17 protein-coding genes, 1 tRNA gene and 1 pseudogene are annotated in these 20143 nt (G+C 63.2%); 5 read left to right on the top strand and 14 right to left on the bottom strand.

The window, feature by feature from the left end; translation table 11 throughout:
• Both EOC93_RS25760 and gyrB read right to left on the bottom strand, forming a co-directional pair.
• Positions 1-341 (bottom strand): annotated as a pseudogene (locus EOC93_RS25760) (hypothetical protein); the annotation flags it as partial.
• Positions 342-596: 255 nt separating this feature from the next.
• Positions 597-3068 (bottom strand): DNA topoisomerase (ATP-hydrolyzing) subunit B, encoded by a 2472-nt coding sequence (gyrB, locus tag EOC93_RS25765; RefSeq protein ID WP_127206009.1) that lies wholly within the window; start codon positions 3066-3068, stop codon positions 597-599.
• Between the two features lie 345 nt (positions 3069-3413).
• On the opposite strand from gyrB, the gene EOC93_RS25770 reads away from it, so the two are divergent.
• Complete coding sequence (locus EOC93_RS25770; RefSeq protein ID WP_127206010.1) at positions 3414-4784, top strand: cytochrome P450; 1371 nt, start codon at positions 3414-3416, stop codon at positions 4782-4784.
• A gap of 16 nt (positions 4785-4800) precedes the next feature.
• Here EOC93_RS25770 and EOC93_RS25775 read toward each other — a convergent pair whose 3' ends face one another.
• The 7 genes from EOC93_RS25775 to EOC93_RS25805 all read right to left on the bottom strand — a co-directional run bounded on the left by EOC93_RS25775 (position 4801) and on the right by EOC93_RS25805 (position 11143).
• Positions 4801-5775, bottom strand: a complete 975-nt coding sequence (locus tag EOC93_RS25775; RefSeq protein ID WP_127206011.1) for a complex I NDUFA9 subunit family protein — start codon at positions 5773-5775, stop codon at positions 4801-4803.
• Positions 5776-5909: 134 nt separating this feature from the next.
• Positions 5910-6362, bottom strand: coding sequence for a DoxX family protein (locus EOC93_RS25780; RefSeq protein WP_127206012.1), 453 nt, complete (start codon positions 6360-6362; stop codon positions 5910-5912).
• A gap of 340 nt (positions 6363-6702) precedes the next feature.
• Positions 6703-7704: an Ldh family oxidoreductase gene (locus EOC93_RS25785; RefSeq protein WP_095484357.1), complete on the bottom strand. Its 1002-nt coding sequence runs from the start codon at positions 7702-7704 to the stop codon at positions 6703-6705.
• Positions 7705-7798: 94 nt separating this feature from the next.
• Complete coding sequence (locus EOC93_RS25790) at positions 7799-8608, bottom strand: ABC transporter permease (RefSeq protein ID WP_127206013.1); 810 nt, start codon at positions 8606-8608, stop codon at positions 7799-7801.
• Positions 8608-9273, bottom strand: a complete 666-nt coding sequence (locus EOC93_RS25795) for an ABC transporter permease (protein ID WP_095484354.1) — start codon at positions 9271-9273, stop codon at positions 8608-8610. Before EOC93_RS25795 ends, EOC93_RS25790 begins: the two co-directional genes overlap by 1 nt.
• Positions 9274-9485: 212 nt before the next feature.
• The gene (locus tag EOC93_RS25800) at positions 9486-10280 is read right to left on the bottom strand and encodes a transporter substrate-binding domain-containing protein (RefSeq protein ID WP_095484352.1); all 795 of its coding nucleotides are present in this window, start codon (positions 10278-10280) and stop codon (positions 9486-9488) included.
• Positions 10281-10330: 50 nt separating this feature from the next.
• Positions 10331-11143 carry an ABC transporter ATP-binding protein gene (locus EOC93_RS25805; RefSeq protein WP_127206019.1) on the bottom strand — a complete coding sequence of 271 codons (813 nt, stop codon included), beginning with the start codon at positions 11141-11143 and terminating at the stop codon, positions 10331-10333.
• A gap of 219 nt (positions 11144-11362) precedes the next feature.
• Here EOC93_RS25805 and EOC93_RS25810 point away from each other — a divergent pair, with 219 nt between their 5' ends.
• The 3 genes from EOC93_RS25810 (at position 11363) to EOC93_RS25820 (ending at position 14658) form a co-directional block, all read left to right on the top strand.
• On the top strand, positions 11363-12211 hold the full coding sequence (locus EOC93_RS25810) for an arginine deiminase family protein (RefSeq protein WP_164759275.1): 849 nt from the start codon (positions 11363-11365) through the stop codon (positions 12209-12211).
• The gene (locus tag EOC93_RS25815; protein WP_127206014.1) at positions 12208-13788 is read left to right on the top strand and encodes a 5-guanidino-2-oxopentanoate decarboxylase; all 1581 of its coding nucleotides are present in this window, start codon (positions 12208-12210) and stop codon (positions 13786-13788) included. The genes EOC93_RS25810 and EOC93_RS25815 overlap by 4 nt, the downstream gene beginning before the upstream one ends.
• Positions 13789-13950: 162 nt before the next feature.
• Complete coding sequence (locus tag EOC93_RS25820; RefSeq protein WP_095484348.1) at positions 13951-14658, top strand: SDR family NAD(P)-dependent oxidoreductase; 708 nt, start codon at positions 13951-13953, stop codon at positions 14656-14658.
• 147 nt (positions 14659-14805) lie between these two features.
• Here the strand turns inward: EOC93_RS25820 and EOC93_RS34235 are convergent.
• Positions 14806-14910: transfer RNA gene (locus EOC93_RS34235), tRNA-OTHER, on the bottom strand.
• A 6-nt stretch (positions 14911-14916) separates the two neighbouring features.
• Entirely contained in the window at positions 14917-15402 is a 486-nt protein-coding gene (locus EOC93_RS25825; RefSeq protein WP_127206015.1) for a helix-turn-helix domain-containing protein, read from the bottom strand.
• Positions 15403-15707: 305 nt separating this feature from the next.
• On the opposite strand from EOC93_RS25825, the gene EOC93_RS25830 reads away from it, so the two are divergent.
• Complete coding sequence (locus EOC93_RS25830) at positions 15708-16427, top strand: abortive infection family protein (RefSeq protein WP_127206016.1); 720 nt, start codon at positions 15708-15710, stop codon at positions 16425-16427.
• Between the two features lie 284 nt (positions 16428-16711).
• Here the strand turns inward: EOC93_RS25830 and rpsA are convergent, their stop codons facing one another.
• The 3 genes from rpsA to EOC93_RS25845 all read right to left on the bottom strand — a co-directional run.
• Positions 16712-18409 carry a 30S ribosomal protein S1 gene (gene rpsA / locus EOC93_RS25835; RefSeq protein WP_127206017.1) on the bottom strand — a complete coding sequence of 566 codons (1698 nt, stop codon included), beginning with the start codon at positions 18407-18409 and terminating at the stop codon, positions 16712-16714.
• 206 nt (positions 18410-18615) lie between these two features.
• The gene (gene cmk / locus EOC93_RS25840) at positions 18616-19266 is read right to left on the bottom strand and encodes a (d)CMP kinase (protein ID WP_127206018.1); all 651 of its coding nucleotides are present in this window, start codon (positions 19264-19266) and stop codon (positions 18616-18618) included.
• 126 nt (positions 19267-19392) lie between these two features.
• On the bottom strand, positions 19393-20143 hold a 751-nt coding region (locus EOC93_RS25845; protein WP_164759274.1), incomplete at its 5' end, for a 3-phosphoshikimate 1-carboxyvinyltransferase.

Below are 20143 nucleotides of genomic sequence, written 5' to 3' on the forward strand. Positions count from 1 at the left end.
GCGAGGAAGCCGTGAGCGGTATCGCGGAAAAAGACTTCATCGGTGTGGACGCCGACCCATTTGGTGCGCAGCCGCCCGGCAAGATAGCCGCCGAGAGCCGACGACAGCCACTGCACGATGATCAGCCACGCCGCGGTGGAGGCCGCGAAAGTTGTGACCGAGGTGCTCAAGCCGGACCACGGCGAAACCATGGTCAGCCCGAGCCCGGAGCCGAGCAGCATCAGGATCAAGGTCAGCGTCGAGGCAGCGAACGCGCCGGCAATGATCGGCCCCCAGCTGACAGCGGTGGAGGAGGATTCCGTCGGCGTGGAAACGTCGACAGCCGTTAGGGTTGACTGCATGTCAGCCCCCTACCGTGCGAAAAGCATGATGAGAATAATGATCGGAATCGGGACTCCGAGAAGCCAGAGCAAAATGCCACGTCCCATGAGTGCCTCCTGCGGCTATTGTGATCGTTGATCGATTACAATGCCTTGGAAGCCGTTCCGTTCCGGCCGGCCCTCAGTGATCTTTGTTGGGGGCGGTAGACATGTTTGGTAAGCTTAAGCCTACCAATTATGTCTCAAACATCCGAAATTGAGCACCCGGCTTGGGCTTCAGATATCCAGATTAGCGACCGACAGCGCGTTTTCCTGGATGAACTCGCGCCTGGGTTCGACCTCGTCCCCCATCAGTCGCGAAAACAGCGAGTCGGCGTCCGTCGCGTCATTGACCTTGACCTGCAGCAGCGAGCGCACATTCGGGTCGAGCGTGGTTTCCCAGAGCTGCTCGGCGTTCATCTCGCCGAGGCCCTTGTAGCGCTGCATGGTCAGGCCCTTGCGTCCGGTGGCAAACACGGCGTTGAGCAGTGCCAGCGGTCCCGAGATGGTTTCGGCCACATCCTTGCGGCGCAGCACCGGCGGCTCGCCATAGACCTCTGCCAGGCGCGGCGCATAGCGGTCGAGCTGGCGGGCATCGGCCGAATTGATCAGCGCGAGATCGAGATGCGCGAACTCCTTGACGCTGCGCACCGTGCGCTCGAACACATAGCCGCCGATGCCTTCGTTCGAGGTCGACATGCGGCCGGTCCAGCCGCGTTCGGTGTCCTCGGCGATGATGTCGAGACGCCGGGCGACACGCTCGGCCATGGCGTTGGCCCGGCCGAGATCGGCGAAAACCTCCGGGTTGAGCCCGCCCGCGATCGCCGCCTGCTCGACCACGCCTCTGTTATAGCGTGTGTGCAGCCCATTGATGAGCTGGCGCACCGCCAGCGCATCGTCGATGGCGCTGCGCAGGTCCTGTCCGGCCCGCACCTCGCCGGTGCTGAGCGCAAGCGACGCCTCTTCCAGCCCCGAGCCGATCAGGAATTCCTCGAAGGCGCTTTCATCCTTGATGTATTGCGAGCTCTTTCCGCGCGTCACCTTGTAGAGCGGCGGCTGCGCGATATAGAGATGGCCGCGCTCGATCAGCTCCGGCATCTGCCGGAAGAAGAACGTCAGCAGCAAGGTGCGGATGTGGGCGCCGTCGACGTCGGCGTCGGTCATCAGGATGATCTTGTGGTAACGCAGCTTGTCGGCGTTGAACTCGTCCTTGCCGATCGAGGTGCCGAGCGCGGTGATCAGCGTGCCGATCATGTCGGAGCCGAGCATGCGGTCGAAGCGGGCCCGCTCGACATTGAGGATCTTGCCGCGCAGCGGAAGAATGGCCTGGTTCTGCCGCGAACGGCCACCTTTGGCCGAGCCACCGGCGCTGTCGCCCTCGACGATGAAGATTTCGGATTTCGCCGGGTCGCGTTCCTGGCAGTCGGCCAGCTTGCCGGGCAGCGAGGTGACGCCGAGCGAGCTCTTGCGGGTGATGTCGCGCGCCTTGCGCGCGGCTTCGCGCGCCGCAGCCGCCTGGATGACCTTGTCGATGACAACCTTGCCCTCGGCCGGATGCTCCTCGAGCCAGGTGCCGAGCGCCTCGTTGACGAGCCCTTCAACCACCGGGCGGACTTCGGATGAGACCAGCTTGTCCTTGGTCTGTGACGAGAATTTCGGGTCGGGAACCTTGACCGACAACACCGCCGTCAGCCCTTCGCGGCAATCGTCGCCGATCAGCGCCACCTTCTCCTTCTTGGTGAGGCCCGAGGAGTCGCCATAGCCGGTTATCTGGCGCGTCAGCGCGCCACGGAATCCGGCAAGGTGCGTGCCGCCGTCGCGCTGCGGAATGTTGTTGGTGAAGGCCAGCACGTTCTCGTGGTAGCTGTCGTTCCACCACATGGCGACTTCGACGGTGATGCCGTCGCGCTCGGCTTTGATCGCAATCGGCTTGTCGATCAGCGGTTTCTTGACGCGGTCGAGATATTTGACGAACTCCTCCAGCCCGCCATCATAGTGCAGCTCATGGCGCACGACGTCGGCATGGCGGGCATCGGTCAGAACGATTCGCACGCCGGAATTCAGGAAGGCGAGTTCGCGCAGCCGATGCTCCAGCGTGCCGAAGTCGAACTCGACCATGGTAAAGGTTTCGGACGACGGGAAAAAGGTGATTTCGCTGCCGCTCCGCCCCTCATAGGTGCCGGCAACCTTGCGCTGCTCGTAGGTGCCGGTGACCCTCAGTGGCGCGTCGGCGTTGCCGTGCGTGAAGCTCATCTCGTAAATCTGGCCGTTGCGGCGGATCTTCAGCTTCAGCCAGGCCGACAGCGCGTTGACCACCGAGACGCCGACGCCGTGCAGGCCGCCGGACACTTTGTAGGAGTTCTGGTCGAACTTGCCGCCGGCATGCAGCTGCGTCATGATCACTTCGGCCGCCGAAATGCCTTCCCCGGTATGGATATCGGTCGGAATGCCGCGGCCATTGTCGATGACCGTCACCGAACCGTCGGGGTTGAGCGTCACCGTGACGAGGTCGGCATGGCCGGCCAGCGCCTCGTCGATGGCGTTGTCGACCACCTCGTAGACCATGTGATGCAGGCCCGAGCCGTCGTCGGTATCGCCGATATACATGCCCGGCCGTTTGCGGACGGCATCCAACCCCTTCAAAACCTTGATGGAATCGGCGCCGTACTCGGCCTCAGCGCCGCTGGCGTTGTCGATCTGATCGCTCATGAAAACCTGTCTGATTGATGCCGCATATCCAGCGCTAAAAATCGGCTCCGAATCGCGCGTCCTTGATGCCCTAGATATAGGCGCAAAAGGCGGTTTTTCCAAGGTTTGCAAGCATTTCCGAATGGAGGAAGAGCACGCCTGGCCGGTTGGGGCATCGGACCCGAGAAGTCGAGCCGGTGTTGGGGACAGAGCGGCGGCAACAGGAGCAGGCCGGCCTGTTCCGGCAAGCAGGCACTTGGCGGTGCTCCGGTCACATCCGGGAGCGGGATGCTTCGCCTTTGCCGTTCGGCCACATGGACGGTTGCCTTGCCAGCCCCTACATTGAGTTCACCAGCGGAGCACGCCATGGACAGTCAGCCCGCCCCCTTCGTCCCGCCGGCGCCGAAACCGCGCACGTCGCCGCCTTCGACGCTGGAGATGATCCGTATCGTCTATCGCAACCCGCTCGAACTGTGGGGCGAGCCGACCTATAACCAACCCTGGATATCGGTGACCGGCATCGGGGGGCCGCTGGTCATCGCCAACGACCCCGGCCTGATCCGCCACGTGCTGGTCGACAACGCCAAAAACTACAAGATGGCGACGGTGCGCCAGATGATCCTGCGGCCGATCCTGCGCGACGGCCTGCTGACCGCCGAAGGCGAGGTATGGAGGCGTTCACGCAAGGCGATGGCGCCGGTGTTCACGCCGCGCCACATCTTCGGTTTTGCCGAGCCGATGCTGAGGCGCACGCGGGAGTTCGTAACGCGCTACGAGAGCGGCGGCACGTCGGACATCGCCCATGACATGACGCTGCTTACCTTCGACATCCTGGCCGAGACGCTGTTTTCCGGCGAAATATCAGGCGAACCGGGCAGCTTCGCCAAGGAGATCGACCGGTTGTTCGAGACCATGGGTCGGGTTGATCCGCTCGACCTGTTGCGGGCGCCCGAATGGCTGCCGCGCCTGACCCGCATCCGCGGCCGCAAGACCATGGCCTATTTCCGCAAGATCGTCACCGACACCGTCAAGATGCGCGAAGAGCGGGTCAAGCGCGATCCGGACAAGGTGCCACAGGATTTTCTTACGCTTTTGCTCAAGGCGGAGGGTCCGGATGGGCTGACGCGCGCCGAGGTCGAGGACAACATCATCACCTTCATCGGCGCCGGCCACGAAACCACGGCGCGAGCACTTGGCTGGACGCTCTATTGCCTGGCCGAAGCGCCTTGGGAGCGCGAAAAGATCGAGCGCGAGATCGACGCCGTGCTGGCCCGCGAGCCCGACCCGACAAAGTGGCTCGACGCCATGCCGTTCACCCGCGCCGCGTTCGACGAAGCGCTCAGGCTCTATCCGCCGGCGCCATCGATCAATCGCGAGCCGATCGAGCCCGAAACCTGGAACGGCCTCTATATACCGCGCCGCGCCGCGGTGCTGGTCATGCCCTGGGTCGTTCACCGTCATCGCAAGCTGTGGGACAGGCCTGACGCCTTCATGCCCGAACGCTTTCATCCGGGAAATCGCGAGAAGATCGACCGCTTCCAATATTTGCCGTTCGGCGCCGGCCCTCGCGTCTGCATCGGCGCCAGCTTTGCCATGCAGGAGGCGATCATCGCGCTGGCCATCATGCTGTCGCGGTTTCGCTTCGACACCACCGCCGAGACCAAGCCATGGCCGGTGCAGAAACTGACGACGCAACCGCAGGGCGGCCTGCCGATGCAGGTCACACGGCGCTTTTAGTGGAGCGCCTGATTGGCTAAGCCGCTGTCTTGCGCTGGAACTGGCCGGCGGCGCGGTAGCGCCAGAGATAGCTCGGCAGGATACTGCCGATCGACTGCGGCTGGATGCCGAGGCCGGCGAGCGTCCTGTCTTCCCTGGTGGCCGCGTCCGACACGATGTTGTGCTCGCGCAGCTGCAGGACCTGATCCTTGGTCAGCAGCGGATTGGGCAAAAGCCCGAGGATCGATGCCTGCATGTTCGCCACCCACCACGGCACCGACACCAGAAGCCGTTTGCGGTCGATCATGGCAAGCATTTCCTGCATGCATTCCTTGAAGGTCAGCACCTGCGGTCCGCCAAGCTCATAGACCCGGCCGCCCTGGACCTTGCCATCGACCGAGCGCGCCACCGCTTCGGCGACATCGCCGACATAGACCGGCTGGAATTTGGTCTGCCCGCCGCCGATCAGCGGCAGCACCGGCGAATAACGCGCTATGTTGGCGAAGCGGTTGAAGAAGCTGTCCTCCGGCCCGAAATTGATCGACGGCCGCAAGATGACGGCATCGCCGATGGTTTCCAGGACCGCTTTCTCACCGAGCGCCTTGGTGCGCGCATAGTCCGATTGCGCGTTCAGATCGGCGCCCAGCGCCGAGATATGGGTGAGGCCGGCGCCGACGGCGCGCGCCGCTTCGGCGACGGCGCGGGCGCCGAATTCGTGGACGGATGTGAATTTCTGCCGGCCGCTCTCATGCAGGATCGCCACCAGGTTGACGACATGGTCGGCGCCCTGCACGGCGCGGTCTACCGACCAGCGCACGCGAACATTGGCCTGCACCGGCTGGATCTGGCCGACATTGCCGAGCGGCTGCAGATGGCCGGCGAGATCGGGCCGGCGGCAGGCGACCCTGATGCGATAACCGCGCCTGGCCAGCGCCCGCACCACGTGGCGGCCGACAAAGCCGGAGCCGCCAAACACGACGACGAGCTTTGGGGTCTGCAGGATTTCGGTCATTGCTGGCTCCGGCGCAGTTTCCAGATTTACTGGGGCCCAGATCTACTGGGGCTTGGCTGAAGCCGTTTCATAATCGGTTTCGCATCAAAGGCAAAGGGCGATCAATTGTCGCCGATGCCTCTGCTTCGGCTGGTTCAGAACGCTCTGCCGATGCGCGCGTCGGTCGATTGGCGGTTGCCGCCGCGGATGACGAAGAAGAACAGGATTGCCGCCCACAGCAGCGATTTTTCGGCGCCCGAATAGCCTTGCCCCATAGTGACCCAATGGAACCACACCGTCACCAGAAGCACGAACATTCCGGCGAAGGCGGCCGGGCGGGTCAACAGGCCGATAGCGATGAGGATGCCGCCGAAGAACTCGGTGCAGGCGAGCAGCAGAGACCAAAATGCGCCGGGATAGAAGCCGAGGCCTTCGACCATCTCGGCTGCGCCGAACGGATCGGTGATCTTGTGCGAGCCATGGATGGTGAGGAAGATGCCGGCCACGGCACGCAGGATGGTTTCGGAGGCGGTGTTCAGCGCCGCATAGAGGCTGCCAAGCGCTGGGAAGAAAAGGCATCTGCTGGAATTGTCGGTGCTTGCGGACATTGGGGTTCCTCTTTTGCTGCTCGGCGCAAACACCCGACCACCTCGGTTAAAGTCAAATGAACAAAAGTTGACCATAACAGGCATGTTAACCGATCAGATCCGAGAGAACGCAGAAAACCCCGCCGAAGCGGGGTTTTCCGGGTGACTTCCATGGTCGGCGTCAAGGTCCGACGAGGCGGCCTGACCTGAGACGGTATCAGGACGACGTGAGACGCCCGCCTCAGCCTTGGACACTCGGGACCGGATGTCACCGCCCGGGCAAACCCCACCCCGGACAGGCATTGGTCGCGGCACAGCGCAAAAAGGTTCAACGACGGCGAAAAAAACGCAGACAAACTTTCTACGAAGAATACCGGGCGGCGAATTCGGAGATGCGTTGGACCACGGCCTTGGGCGCCGTTATGCCCCGTGCCGCCGCCTTCTCCGCCGCTTCGGCTCGGGCGCGGCCTGGCACATGCACGCCGTAGCGGCGGCGCAACCGGTCGAGCTGGTCCTCCATGCGCTTCTCGAAATCCGGATCGAGCAGCTTGGGCTCGACGGCCAGCACGAAGAGGCCGGTTCCCGGGCTGTCCGGTCCGTCGGTGAACCATGGTGCATCGAGCGACCAGTTGGCGCCCGATAGGCCCGCCGCCAGCACTTCGACCATCAGCGCGATGTTGGCGCCGCGCTGGCCACCGAAGGCAAGCATCGCGCCTTTCATGGCGGCAGCGGGATCGGTGGTCGGGTTGCCGCTGACGTCCAAGGCCCAGCCTTCGGGAATTTTCTTGCCATCCTCGGCCGCCTTGCGGATGTTGACGAAAGCCGTGGCGCTCGACGATTGGTCGATGACCAGTGGCGCTCCGTCGGCGGCGGGCGCGGCGAAGGACATCGGGTTGGTGCAGTAGACCGGCTTGACCGAGCCCGAGCCGGCAAGCACGGCCGGTCCGTTGGTCGCGGCGAAGGACACCAGCCCCTGCGCGGCCAGCCGCCCGGTGAAATAGCCGAGTGCGCCGCATGTATAGGCGTTCTTCTGCGAAAAGATGGCGACGCCGAACAGGCGCGCCGCCTTGGCGAGACCGTCGATCGTGCGGTCGAAGCCGGTATGCGCCAGACCGCCACGCGCGTCGGAGAGATAGATCGCCAAAGCCGGCCTGGTGATGACCGGCTCGGCCTTGCCGTCGATGCGGCCCGCCTCCAGCGCTTCGAGATAGTCGATGAAATGCGACAGCCCGACCGTCGACAGACCTTCCGCTTCGGCCGCTACGATGGAGGCTGCGAGCGACTGCGCCGCTTCTTCATTGGCGCCGGCGCCGAGCGCCGCCATCCGGCACAGCCCTGTCGCCTGGTCGAGACTGAGTTGCATTGTGAGTGCCTCTAGTGAGTAGTGAGTAGGGATTTAGTGAGTAGTGTGAGCGACTGCCTACGCACTACTCACTACCGACTACTCACTAAAAACCCTAGCCGATCTTGTTCGGGATCCGCGCCTCGATCTTGCCGAGGGCGAAGACCAGGATGCCGGTGATCGCCATATAGATCAACGCCAGGAGCAGCAAGGGTTCATAGGTGAGGAAGGTGCCCTGCCTCACCTTGGACGAGACGGCGAATATGTCGATCACGCTGATGGTCGCCACCAGCGGCGTCGATTTCAACTGCAGCACGGTTTCGCCGGTCAGCGTCGGCAGCGCCCGGTAAAAGGCTTGCGGCAGCCAGATCCGCCGGAGGATCTTCCAGCGGCTCATGCCGAACGCGCGGGCGGCCTCGAGCTGGCCCTTCGGCACCCCGGCAAAGGCGCCTCGCATCACCTCGCCCTCATAACCGGCGAAGGACAAGGTCAGCGCCAGGACGCCGTAGGGCCACGCTTGCCTGAGATACGGCCACATCCAGGATTCGCGAATCCATGGATACTGTGGAAACAGCGAGCCGAGCCCATAGTAGAGGAGCCAGAGCTGCAGCAGCAGCGGCGTTCCCCTGATGACGGTGCAGAAAGCCTTCGCGGGCGCCGCGAGCCAGAAAGGGCCGGCAGCCTGCGCCAGCCCGAGCGGCACTGCGAGCGTGAAGCCCAGTATGCAGGTGACGGCCAGGATCCAGAGCGTGCGCCAGATCCCGACAAGCGCCATTTCATAATATTGCGGCAGCCAGTCCCAGCGCATGAAGAAGGCGGCGGCCAGAACCAGAGCCAGCCCGATCAGGACCAGCACGATGCGGTGCGGCTGCAGCCACAGCGACGCGCGGGCGGCTACGTTGACGATGGTCGCTTCGACAGCCATCAACGCGCCTCCTTGACGGAAGGCATGCCGCGCCGAGCCCGGGCCTCGATGCGGCCGATGATCAGATTGGAGACCAGCGTCAACAGAAGATAGATCATGCCTGCGGCGAGGAAGAATGTGAGATAGGCTTTGGTTACGCCCGCCGCTTGCCGCGTGGCCAATGTCAGTTCGAAGAAGCCGACGACTGCGAGCAGGGCGGTGTCCTTGGTGGCGATCAGCCAGAGATTGGCAAGGCCTGGTATGGCGAAGGGCAGCATCGCCGGCAGCGTGATGCGTCGCAGCAGGAGGCCGGGAGACATGCCAAAGGCTCTTGCGGCCTCGATCTGGCCTTGTGGGATGGCAAGGATCGCGCCGCGCATCACCTCGGTCGAATAGGCGCCCTGGACGAAGCCGAGCACGGCAATGCCGGCCACCAGCCCGCTGATGTCGATGCGCTGATACCCCATCGCCGTCAGCAGCTGGTTGATCAAATCGGTGCCTGCATAATAGAGCAGCAGGATCAGCACCAGCTCCGGCACGGCGCGGACGATCGTCGTGTAGACCGCCAGCAGATCGCGCACCACGGGTCCGCCGTAGAGCTTGCCATACGCACCGCAAATGCCGATCACGAGGCCGAGGCCGAACGCACCGGCAGCGATCTCGACGGAGTGGAGAAGTCCGACCAGAAGTGTTCCGCCCCAGCCAGGCGGCGTCGGCGAAAGAAGTTCGATGATGCGGGCCGCAGAGGCCGGAAGAAATGCGTCGATCAGCGTCGCCCCCGAATTGCTGGCGCCAAAACCGCTGGCGATACCGTCAGCGGAAAGCTTGCATGGGTGGATTTCGACGAAGCCACACGGCGCGCTGTCCGCGCCGCGTGGTTATTCGCTCAGGGATGCCGTCAGTTCGACTGTGTGTCGGCGCCGTAAATGTCGAAATCGAAGTATTTCTTCGAAATCTCGTCATATTTGCCGTTGGCGCGGATCGCCTTGATGCCGGCGTTGATCTTCTCCTTCAGCTCGGTGTCTTCCTTGCGGACGCCAGCGCCGACACCGGGCCCGAGGATTGCCAGATCCGGCGCGACCGTGCCCTTCATATCGCAGCATTGCTTGCCCTGATCCGATTTCAGGAAGGCATCGAGCGCGATAGAATCGGCCTGCACCGCATCAACGCGACCGGCGGCAAGATCCTGATTGGCCTCGTCCTGGGTCTGATATTCCTTGATTTCCGCGGCTTCGGTGAAGTGCTTCTTGACGTAGTCGGCATGCACGGTCGAAACCTGGACGCCGATGATCTTGCCCTTGAGATCTTCCGGGGAAGCGCCGAACTTCTGGTCCTTCGGACCGATGATGGCCGTCGGCGTGTTGTAATACTTGTCGGAGAAGTCGATCGTCTTCTTGCGCTCGTCGGTGATCGACATGGAGCTGGCGATAACGTCGATCTTCTTGGTCGTCAGCGCCGGGATGATGCCGTCCCAGGCGACAGGCGTGATAACGCAGTCGAGCTTCTGCTCGGCGCAGACCGCGTCGATGAATTCGATCTCCCAGCCGACCCATTTGCCCGAGGCATCCGGCGAGGTGAACGGCGGATAAGGTTCGGCGGCGACACCGATCTTGACCGGATCGGCCTTGGCCACGCCCATCGCGGCAACGCCGAGCAACAGCGCTGCGGCAAATGTCTTCAGAACGGTCTTCATTTCATTAACTCCCAGTTTGTTGTTGTTCCCGTTTGTCCATCCGCCTCGGCCTAACCGATGTTGCGGATGAATTGCTTCAGCCTTTCGGATTTCGGAGCGCCGAAGATCTGCTCCGGCGGTCCCTCTTCCTCGACCAACCCGTTATAGAGATAGACGACATGCGTCGCGACCTCGCGGGCAAACTTCATCTCATGGGTGACCAGCACCATGGTGCGGCCCTCGCGCGCCAGATCGCCGATCACCTTCAGCACCTCGCCGATCAGTTCCGGGTCGAGCGCCGAGGTCGGCTCGTCGAACAGCATGACGCGCGGATTGATGGCCAGCGCCCGGGCGATGGCCGCGCGCTGCTGCTGGCCACCCGACAGATAGGCCGGATAGACGTCACGCTTCTCGGCCAGGCCGACGCGGGCGAGCAGCTTTTCGGCCTCGGCGATAGCCACCTCGCGCTTGACGCCAAGAACATGCACCGGAACCTCGATGACGTTCTCGATCAGCGTCATGTGGCTCCACAGATTGAAATTCTGGAAAACCATGCCGAGCTTGGAGCGGATGCGCTCGATCTGCTTGCGGTCGGCGGGAACCGTGTGGCCATGGCTGTCGGCCTTCATCCGGATCTCCTCGCCATTGACGCGTACGATGCCGCTGGTCGGATTCTCCAGGCAATTGATGCAGCGCAGCAGCGTCGACTTGCCCGAGCCGCTGCCGCCGATGATGGCGATGACCTCGCCGTCGCGCGCCGACAGCGAAACACCCTTCAGCACATGCAGTTCGCCGAATTTCTTATGCAGGTTCTCGACATGGATGGCTTCGGCGGCGCTGTTCTGCGCCGTGTGCTTCAGGGCGGGGGCCGTGCCTTGCGCTATCACCTTTTCGGTGCCTCACGAAGCGGCTGGACCCGTCGCTGCTGGAATCTTTTACTCATTACCCATCACTGGACAAACTTCTCATTCTCAAGATGGACCGTTCCGCTTGCCTCCGTCAACCATGCTTTTTGGACCATTGATCACGGCTCGCTGAGTAGCTATTGGCTGGATGGGATGTTTCAGGAGTACTTGGTGGGTAAAGCATACGGGTCGCAGTCCATGGCCGGGCCCCTGCAGCGCGTGCTGATGCGGTCCGCCGCAAGCGCCATGCACCGCGCCGAAGCATCGGAATGGCACTATGGCCCCGGCTTCGATCCGCAAAAGGCGGCTGCCCAGCATGAGGCGCTGACGACGCTGGTTTCGGCATCTGGCGCCGAGATCGAATGGCTGACCGACGCCGACGACGGGCTTGCCGATTCCGTCTTCACCCACGATCCGTCGCTGATGACCGACCACGGCGCCATCATCCTTGCCATGGGCAAGGCGCTGCGCCGGGCCGAGCCCGGCCTGCACGAGGCGGCCTACAGGCGCATGGGCGTGCCTGTCCTTGGTCGCATCGAGCATCCCGGACAGGTCGAGGGCGGCGACTGCGTCTGGCTGGATGCAAGGACTCTGGCCGTCGGCCGCGGCGTGCGCACCAACCAGGAGGGCATCCAGCAACTCGCCAACCTGCTCTCACCCAAAGGTATCCAGGTCTACGGTTACGACCTGCCGCTATGGCATGGCGAGGAGGCGTGCCTGCATCTGATGTCAGTGATCAGTCCGCTCGCCGACGATCTGGCGCTGGTCTATGCACCGCTTTTGCCGGCTGCCTTCTACCAGATGCTGCGGGCGCGCGGCATTCGCCTGGTCGAGGGCGACGCGCAGGAGTTCTTCGCCTCCAACGGCCTCAGCCTCAATGTGCTGCCGACCGCGCCGCGCGACGTGATCGCCGTCGCCGGCTTCCCGAAAACGGCAGCGGCCATGGCGGCCGCCGGCTGCAGGGTTTCGACCTTCGAGGCGGACGCGCTGTGCATCGCCTGCGAGGGCGGCCCGACTTGCCTCACACGTCCGGTGCTCAGACAATGACGACAGTCGGCGAAGCGCTCATCACTTTGCTCGAGGCCCATGGTGTAGACACCGTCTTCGGCATTCCGGGTGTGCATACGGTCGAACTCTATCGCGGGCTGGCGCGCTCGAAGATCCGCCACGTCACGCCGCGCCACGAACAGGGCGCCGGCTTCATGGCCGACGGCTATGCGCGCGCCAGCGGCAGGCCGGGCGTCGCCTTCGTCATCACCGGGCCGGGGCTGACCAACACCATCACCGCCATGGGCCAGGCCCGCGCCGATTCGGTTCCGATGCTGGTGATCTCAGGCGTCAACGCCACGACGACGCTGGGCAAGGGCCTCGGCCATCTGCACGAGCTGCCCGACCAGCGCGGCATGATGGAGAAGGTCGCGCTGTTCTCACACCGTGTCACCGAGGCTGGCGAACTGCCCGGCGTGCTCGCCCGCGCCTTCGCCCTGTTTTCATCCTCGCGTCCCGGTCCGGTCCATATTGAGATCCCAACCGATATTATGGTCAAGCCGGCCGACGGCATCGCGGCTTTGCTGACGAATGTAGCGCCGCCCGAACCGGATGCGGCGGCGATAGCAGAGGCGGCAAGACTTTGCGCGGCTGCCCGCCGACCGCTGATCCTTGCCGGCGGCGGCGCCAGGAGAGCCGAAGCGCCGTTGCAGCGCCTCGCCGAAAGGCTGGGAGCACCAGTGGTTCAGACCGCCAATGCCCGCGGCCTGCTGCACCGCCATTCGCTTGCCGTGCCGGCCAGCCCCAGCCTGAAGGCGGTGCGCGCGCTGATTGCCGACGCCGACCTGGTCATCGCCGCCGGCACCGAGTTCGGCCCGACCGACTATGACGGATATGGCGATGGCGGCTTTGTCCTGCCTACCAATCTCATCCGCATCGACATCGGCGCCGACCAGCTTGCCCGCCGACCAGCCACGATTTCGATTCAGGCCGACTGTGGCGTAGCACTCGAGGCGCTGCTTTCAGAGATTGGTAGGGACCAGGCGCCATCGGGCGACGGTCAGGCTCGCGCCGCTGCGACCAGGCAAGCCGCGTTCGCCGAAATCAGCCAGGGTCTCCAAGCGCAAACGCGCGCCGTCGAGGTGATCCGCGATGCATTACCGGGCTCGATCATCGTCGGCGATTCGACCCAGCCGGTCTATGCCGCCAACCTCTATTACGACCACGACCGCCCGGGCGGCTGGTTCAACGCCGCCACCGGCTTCGGCGCGCTGGGCTATGGTCCGGCGGCCGCGATCGGTGCGGCCCTTGCCGTGCCCGATGCGCCGGTCGTTTGTCTCACCGGCGACGGTGGGTTCCAGTTCACGCTGCCGGAACTGGGCGCCGCGCTCGATGCTGCGGCGCCGGTGATCTTCGTCGTCTGGAACAATCGCGGCTATCGCGAAATCGAAACCTCGATGCTCGATGTCGGCGTCGAGCCGGTCGGCGTATCGCCGGCGCCGCCTGATTTCTGCAAGCTGGCCGAAGCCTATGGCATTGCCGCCGAGCGACTCGCCGGCATCGGTCATCTGGCAGACGCACTCAAGCGCGCGCGGGCGACCGGACTGCCGTATGTCATCGAGATCACTGTCGCTTGAGTGCTGTCGCAGCGTCTGCTTGGAGATACGATCTTCGATGGATAGCCGACGGCTTGACGCGCACAAGCGACGCTGTGTCATCGAGATTTCGGTTGAGTGATCGCGCGAAAGGCGCGACCCTTCGGCGGCGGCGCGGCATATGAATGACTGGAGCGGTCGAAGATGACGGACACACTGGACGGCAGGCATATTGTGGTGACCGGCGGCACCGGAGCGCTCGGTGGCGCGGTTGTCGGCAAACTGCTGGAGCAGGGCGCGATCTGCCATGTGCCCAATGCCCATGCTGCCGCGCCTGCGCATTTTCCCTTCCCGGCCCATGAGCGCGTCCGGCTGGCGCACAATGTCGATCTCGCCGACCCCGCCAAGGTCGATGCGTTCTACGCCAGTGTTACGGATTTGTGGGCATCCATCCATCTGGCCGGCGGCTTCACCGCCGCGCCGGTCGAGAAGATCGAGCCCGCGTCCTTTGCAGAAATGATGGACACCAACGCTCGTACCACCTTCCTGTGCTGTCGCGCGGCGATACGCTCGATGCTGGAATCTTCCGTGTCGGGCCGTATCGTCAATGTCACGGCGCGCGCCGGGCTCGACCTGCGGCGCGGTTCCGGCATGGTCGCCTATGCCGCCAGCAAGGCGGCGGTCGCGGCAATGACGGTGGCGATGGCGGAAGAACTCAAGGGCAAGGGCATTCTGGTCAATGCGGTCGCGCCCTCGACGCTCGACACGCCAGCCACTCGTGCGGACATGCCGGCTGCCGATTTCAGCAAATGGGTCAGCCTGGAAGCTGCCGCTGAGGCCATTGCATACCTCGCTTCGCCGGCCAATCTGGCGATGAGCGGCACACTGGTGCCGCTTTACGGCAGGGCCTGAGGTTTCGCGGCAGCGCGGCCGAAGGGCTCAACCTGAGACTTTCTTGAACGCTTCGTAAGCGCCGGCTATCCAGCCCGGCGGCTGCAGCGGGCGTAATGATCGATATCTGCCGATTCTCCGCCAAAAAAAGGGTGCTGCTTGAAGATGGCACGGCGACGGGAGTTGAACCCGTATCTCCCTGCCCCTATCCTAGTGGTGATACCTTGAAGGACAGTCGTAAGGCAGGCGCTCTATCCGTTGAGCTACGCCGCGATTTCTTTAGGCAGCGCTGGAAGGGGCCTCTTCGGCTTTTTCCAGTCGCTTGCGTTTAAACTTCTTCGCCTTTGCGATTTCAGGCTCGATGCTCTTGAGCTTGTCGACGAGACCCGTGAGCACATAAGCGCTTGATGTCTGTGCCTTCTCGCCGCGATATCGCGCCACGCGCTGGATCAGGCCCGCCCCTTCCAACTCATCGAAATAGCGGAACAGCGAGCGCGGGCTTTTCGCCATGCGCCGAGCAATCGTTTTGATGGATGGGTGCGGAGCCTCGTGCGCTTCCCACCAGTGCATGACCAGGTGGAGCAGGACGTTGAAAGCGGTCGAGCTGATCTTGAGATGAGCCTGAGCTTCAAAAAGCAGGTTCGGCAAGATGGTGAAGCCGTGAGACATCACGGCCTTCCCGTACTTGGTCTCGGCGCGGCGCTTATCTTTGGCTGAGAGCGGTAGCGCGATGATTTCAGCGGTTGCAGGTGTTTTCGTGTTCATGCCGCGAATATGCGGCTTCCTGGCTAGCCCTACAAGAGAGCTACCCTCCACCCCCCGGCGTGAAAGTTGGCAGTACCCCCTGCATACTGCTGCATCCTGTCCGCTACAGGTTACTGATCAACCGGCTTCCTTTATCGTGTGAAGTTTTCGACACCCGGGCTGGTGCCAAAATCGTCATGGACCCCGGTGCCAGTTCCGGCAGGCGGTAAATCTGCATATCCACCAAAAAACTTCCCTAGAAGTGCTGCGGAGGCGCCGTTTGTTAGAGCTTGCCGAAGACCGGGCCTCGGCCTCAAAGTAAAAGCATGGAAAAATCAGTCACCGCTACGCTGCGGACAGCCATTGTCGATGCGCTCTATCCCATAAGCGCGAATATGCTCGCCGACGTGGGCGAGGCTGTGGGCCTCACCCCAGGAACTCGGGATGAAGCGTTTTCGAGCAAACAACGGTACGTCAGCAAGCGGCTCTTGAAGCTTTCGCCGGAAAACGTCTTGGACATTGCGCGCAAGGTTCATGCGGAATATCCGACAGAAGACCTTGAGCGGGCCTTGCAGAGAGCGGTGCAGAGCCATCCCGCCGATAGCACCATATCCAACTCGCTGGCCTCCTTTGACGAATCCGGCGTGCATACCATCTGGCAGCGGGCTTTGGGCCGCCGGGAAAGCGATCCAGAAGGTGCGTTAACATTGGCTCGCACGCTTTTAGAGGAAGTGTGCAAGCACATCATTGAGGCGTCGGGCAAAACCTACGGAGATAAGGACGAGCTGCCAAGGCTATACAGGACCGCCGCCGAGTGCCTAAACTTGGCGCCGGACCAGCATACCGAAGATATTTTCAAAAGGATTCTGGGTGGTTGCCAGACCGTGGTGGAAGGGCTGGGTTCCATCCGCAACAGACTCAGTGACGCACATGGAAAAGGGCGGAAACCGGCTCGGCCGTCAGCACGGCATGCCGCGCTAGCCGTCAATCTGGCGGGGGCAATGGCCACTTTTTTGGTTCAGACTTGGAACGAGCGGAGCGCGTAAGAAGCCTTATTTTCCTTCGATCAGGTCATGTAGCACCAATGGCGTGCTCGCCTGTTCAACGTTTCTGACGATAGCCAAAAAGCCGCATCAAGGAAAGGTAGCCAACGAATTGGAAAGGCCGCAACCAAAGTCTGCTTGTCCACGGCAGATTTGACCCGCCCACTAAATCTGATGGGTGGTAAGGCCGCCGCCACCCGGCTCTCACCGAACATGAAAAAACCCGCGGACCTTTCGGCCCGCGGGTTGAATGTACAGGCCGCGCGCTAGGCGTGGCGTTTGCAGACTTAGCTGCCCTGCTTCTTCAGCGCGGCACCCAGAATGTCGCCCAGCGAAGCGCCGGAGTCGGTCGAGCCGTACTGAGCGACCGCTTCCTTCTCCTCGGCGATTTCCAGCGCCTTGATCGAGACCTGCAGCTTGCGGGTCTTCTTGTCGAAGGCGATGACGCGGGCGTCGACCTTCTGGCCGACCGTGAAGCGCTCGGGGCGCTGCTCGTCGCGGTCACGGCTGAGGTCGGAGCGCTTGATGAAGGTCTCGATGCCGCTGTCGACCAGCCGCACTTCCAGACCGCCATCCTTGACGCCGGTGACCTCGCAGGTGACAACCGCGTTCTTGCGCAGTTCGCCTGAAGTCGCTGCCTCGCCGGCCGTGTCCTTGGCCAGCTGCTTGATGCCGAGCGAGATGCGCTCCTTGTCGATGTCGACGTCGAGCACCTGCGCCTTGACCATGTCGCCGCGATTGTACTCCTCGATCACCTGCTCGCCCGGACGGGTCCAGTCGAGGTCGGAAAGATGGACCATGCCGTCGACATCGCCTTCGAGGCCGATGAACAGGCCGAACTCGGTCTTGTTCTTGACCTCGCCCTCGACCTGGCTGCCGACCGGATGGCTGCTGGCGAAAGCCTGCCACGGGTTCTCGAGCGTCTGCTTGAGGCCGAGCGAGATGCGGCGCTTGGCCGGATCGACCTCGAGCACCACCACGTCGACTTCCTGCGTCGTCGACAGGATCTTGCCGGGATGCACGTTCTTCTTCGTCCACGACATTTCCGAAACGTGGATGAGGCCCTCGATGCCCGGCTCCAGCTCGACGAACGCGCCGTAGTCGGTGATGTTGGTGACGGTGCCCTTGATCTTCTTGCCAATCGGGAATTTCGTTCCGATCTCGGACCACGGATCGCTCTCGAGCTGCTTCATGCCGAGCGAGATGCGGTGGGTTTCCTGGTTGATGCGGATGATCTGCACCTTGACCGTCTGGCCGATGTTGAGGATTTCGGTCGGATGGTTGACGCGGCGCCATGCCATGTCGGTGACATGCAGCAGGCCATCGATGCCGCCGAGGTCGACGAACGCACCATAGTCGGTGATGTTCTTGACGACGCCTTCGACCACTTGGCCCTCTTCGAGGTTCTGCACGATTTCCGAACGCTGCTCGGCGCGGCTTTCCTCGAGAACGGTGCGGCGCGACACCACGATATTGCCGCGGCGGCGATCCATCTTGAGGATCTCGAAGGGCTGCGGGTTGTGCATCAGCGGCGAGACGTCGCGGATCGGGCGGATGTCGACCTGGCTGCGCGGCAGGAAGGCCACGGCGCCGTCGAGATCGACGGTGAAGCCGCCCTTGACCTGGTTGAAGATGACGCCTTCGACGCGCTCGCCCTTGGTGAACTTCTCTTCGAGGCGGACCCAGCTCTCTTCGCGGCGGGCCTTTTCACGGGAAAGCATCGCTTCGCCAAGCGCGTTCTCGATGCGCTCGACATAGACTTCGACCGTGTCGCCGACCTTGAGCGTCGTGTCCTTGCCCTTGACGCCGAATTCCTTCAGCGGCACGCGGCCTTCGACCTTGAGGCCGACGTCGATGATCGCCATGTCCTTTTCGATCGCGGTGATCGTGCCCTTGACGACTTGGCCTTCGCCGGAATGGCCGGCGGAAAATGATTCTTCGAGCAGGCTCGCGAAATCATCGCGAGTGGGGTTTGCAACTGACATAGTTTCTCCTGGAATGCCCCGCATCTGTCGCGGGGCGGGCGCCGTGGGTTAGCGTTGCGTTGGCCTGCCGGCGTTCCGGGCTTCAAAAAAGCCCTTGGCCGCCTAAGCGGCAATTCCGGCGCATGAAGAATGCTGGCAGGCTGGGTTCGTGCCCGATATGGGTATCTTTTCGCCGCCGGCAATCGGCAACGGGAGGAAAACCCGGCTCAGGCTTTGTTTCTCTTGGCCAGAACGTCGTCGATGATCGCCTTGGCCGCAAGAAACGCGGCTTCTATAGCCATTTCCGACGTGTCGAGCAAGTGCGCATCGGCGGCCGGCTTCAGCGGCGAGTCGGCGCGGCCCATGTCGCGCTCGTCGCGGCGCAGGATATCGGCCAGGATCTCGTCAAAATTGGCGGTGCCGCCGATGCTCTCGATCTCGGCCAGCCGTCGCTGTGCCCGCACCTCGGCGCTCGCCGTCACATAGAGTTTTATGTCGGCGTGGGGGCAGACCACGGTGCCGATGTCGCGGCCGTCGAGCACCGCGCCCGGCGCCGCCTTGGCGAAATCGCGCTGCTTTTCGACCAGTATGCGCCGCACCGACGGGAACACAGCGACTTTCGAGGCCGCCTCGCCGACCGCATGCGCCGACAGCACCGACCGGTCGAGCTTTGCCAGATCGACCTGGCGGGCAGCGGTTTCGGCCGCCGAGACATTGTCGAGCGGCAGGCCGAGCCGAAGCAGCGCATGGGCCACCGCGCGATAGGTGAGGCCGGTGTCGAGCAGGTTCAGTCGGTAGTGGTCGGCCAGCCGCCGCGCCAGCGTGCCTTTGCCGGCGCCGGCGGGTCCGTCGATGGCGATGGTGAAGGGGGGGCTCATTCGCCGCCCACCGTAACCGAAAAGCACAATGATCCAGATAGGCGTGGCGATCCTTCGCGCCCCCCTCTGTCCTGCCGACGTTCCAGTTTGGCCCCAACCTTCAAGGCTATTGATTGCCATCAACTGTCACTCGATCTCCGCCCCCAGCCTCTTCATAAGCCCCATGAACTCGGGAAAGCTGGTCGCGATCATCGCCTGGTCGTCGACGGTGACAGGCTTTTCCGCTGCCAGCCCCATCACCAGAAAGCTCATGGCAATGCGGTGGTCGAGATGGGTCTGGACAACGGTGTTGTGTCCATTGGGATGTCTGCCAAGCCCTTTGCCGCCAGGTTTCCCACGCACCGCCAGTGTGGCCTCCCCCTCGGCGCAGTCGACGCCGTTGAGCTTCAGCCCTTCGGCGACGGCCGACAGCCGGTCGGATTCCTTCACCCGCAGTTCTTCCAGCCCCAGCATCAGGGTCTCGCCCTCGGCGAAGCTCGCTGCAACCGCAAGCACCGGATATTCGTCGATCATCGTCGGCGCCCGTTCGGGTGGCACGGTGACGCCCTTCAGCTCGGAATAGCGCACGCGCAGATCGGCGACATCTTCGCCGCCTTCGTTGCGCGGGTCGAGAATGTCGATCCGGGCGCCCATTTCCTGCAGCGTCAACAGAAGCCCGGTGCGGGTCGGGTTCATCAGCACGTTTTCGATTGTAATGTCCGAGCCCGGCACGATCAGCGCCGCCACCAGCGGGAAGCCGGCCGAGGACGGGTCGCCTGGCACCGCGATCGTCTGTCCCGTGAGCTTGCCCTGGCCTTCGATGAAGATGTGGCGCACGCCGCGCTCATCGGTCTCGACCGACAGATTGGCGCCGAATCCCTTCAGCATCTTCTCGGTG

This window comes from Mesorhizobium sp. M6A.T.Ce.TU.002.03.1.1, assembly GCF_003997275.1.
GTDB classification, from domain to species: domain Bacteria; phylum Pseudomonadota; class Alphaproteobacteria; order Rhizobiales; family Rhizobiaceae; genus Mesorhizobium; species Mesorhizobium mediterraneum.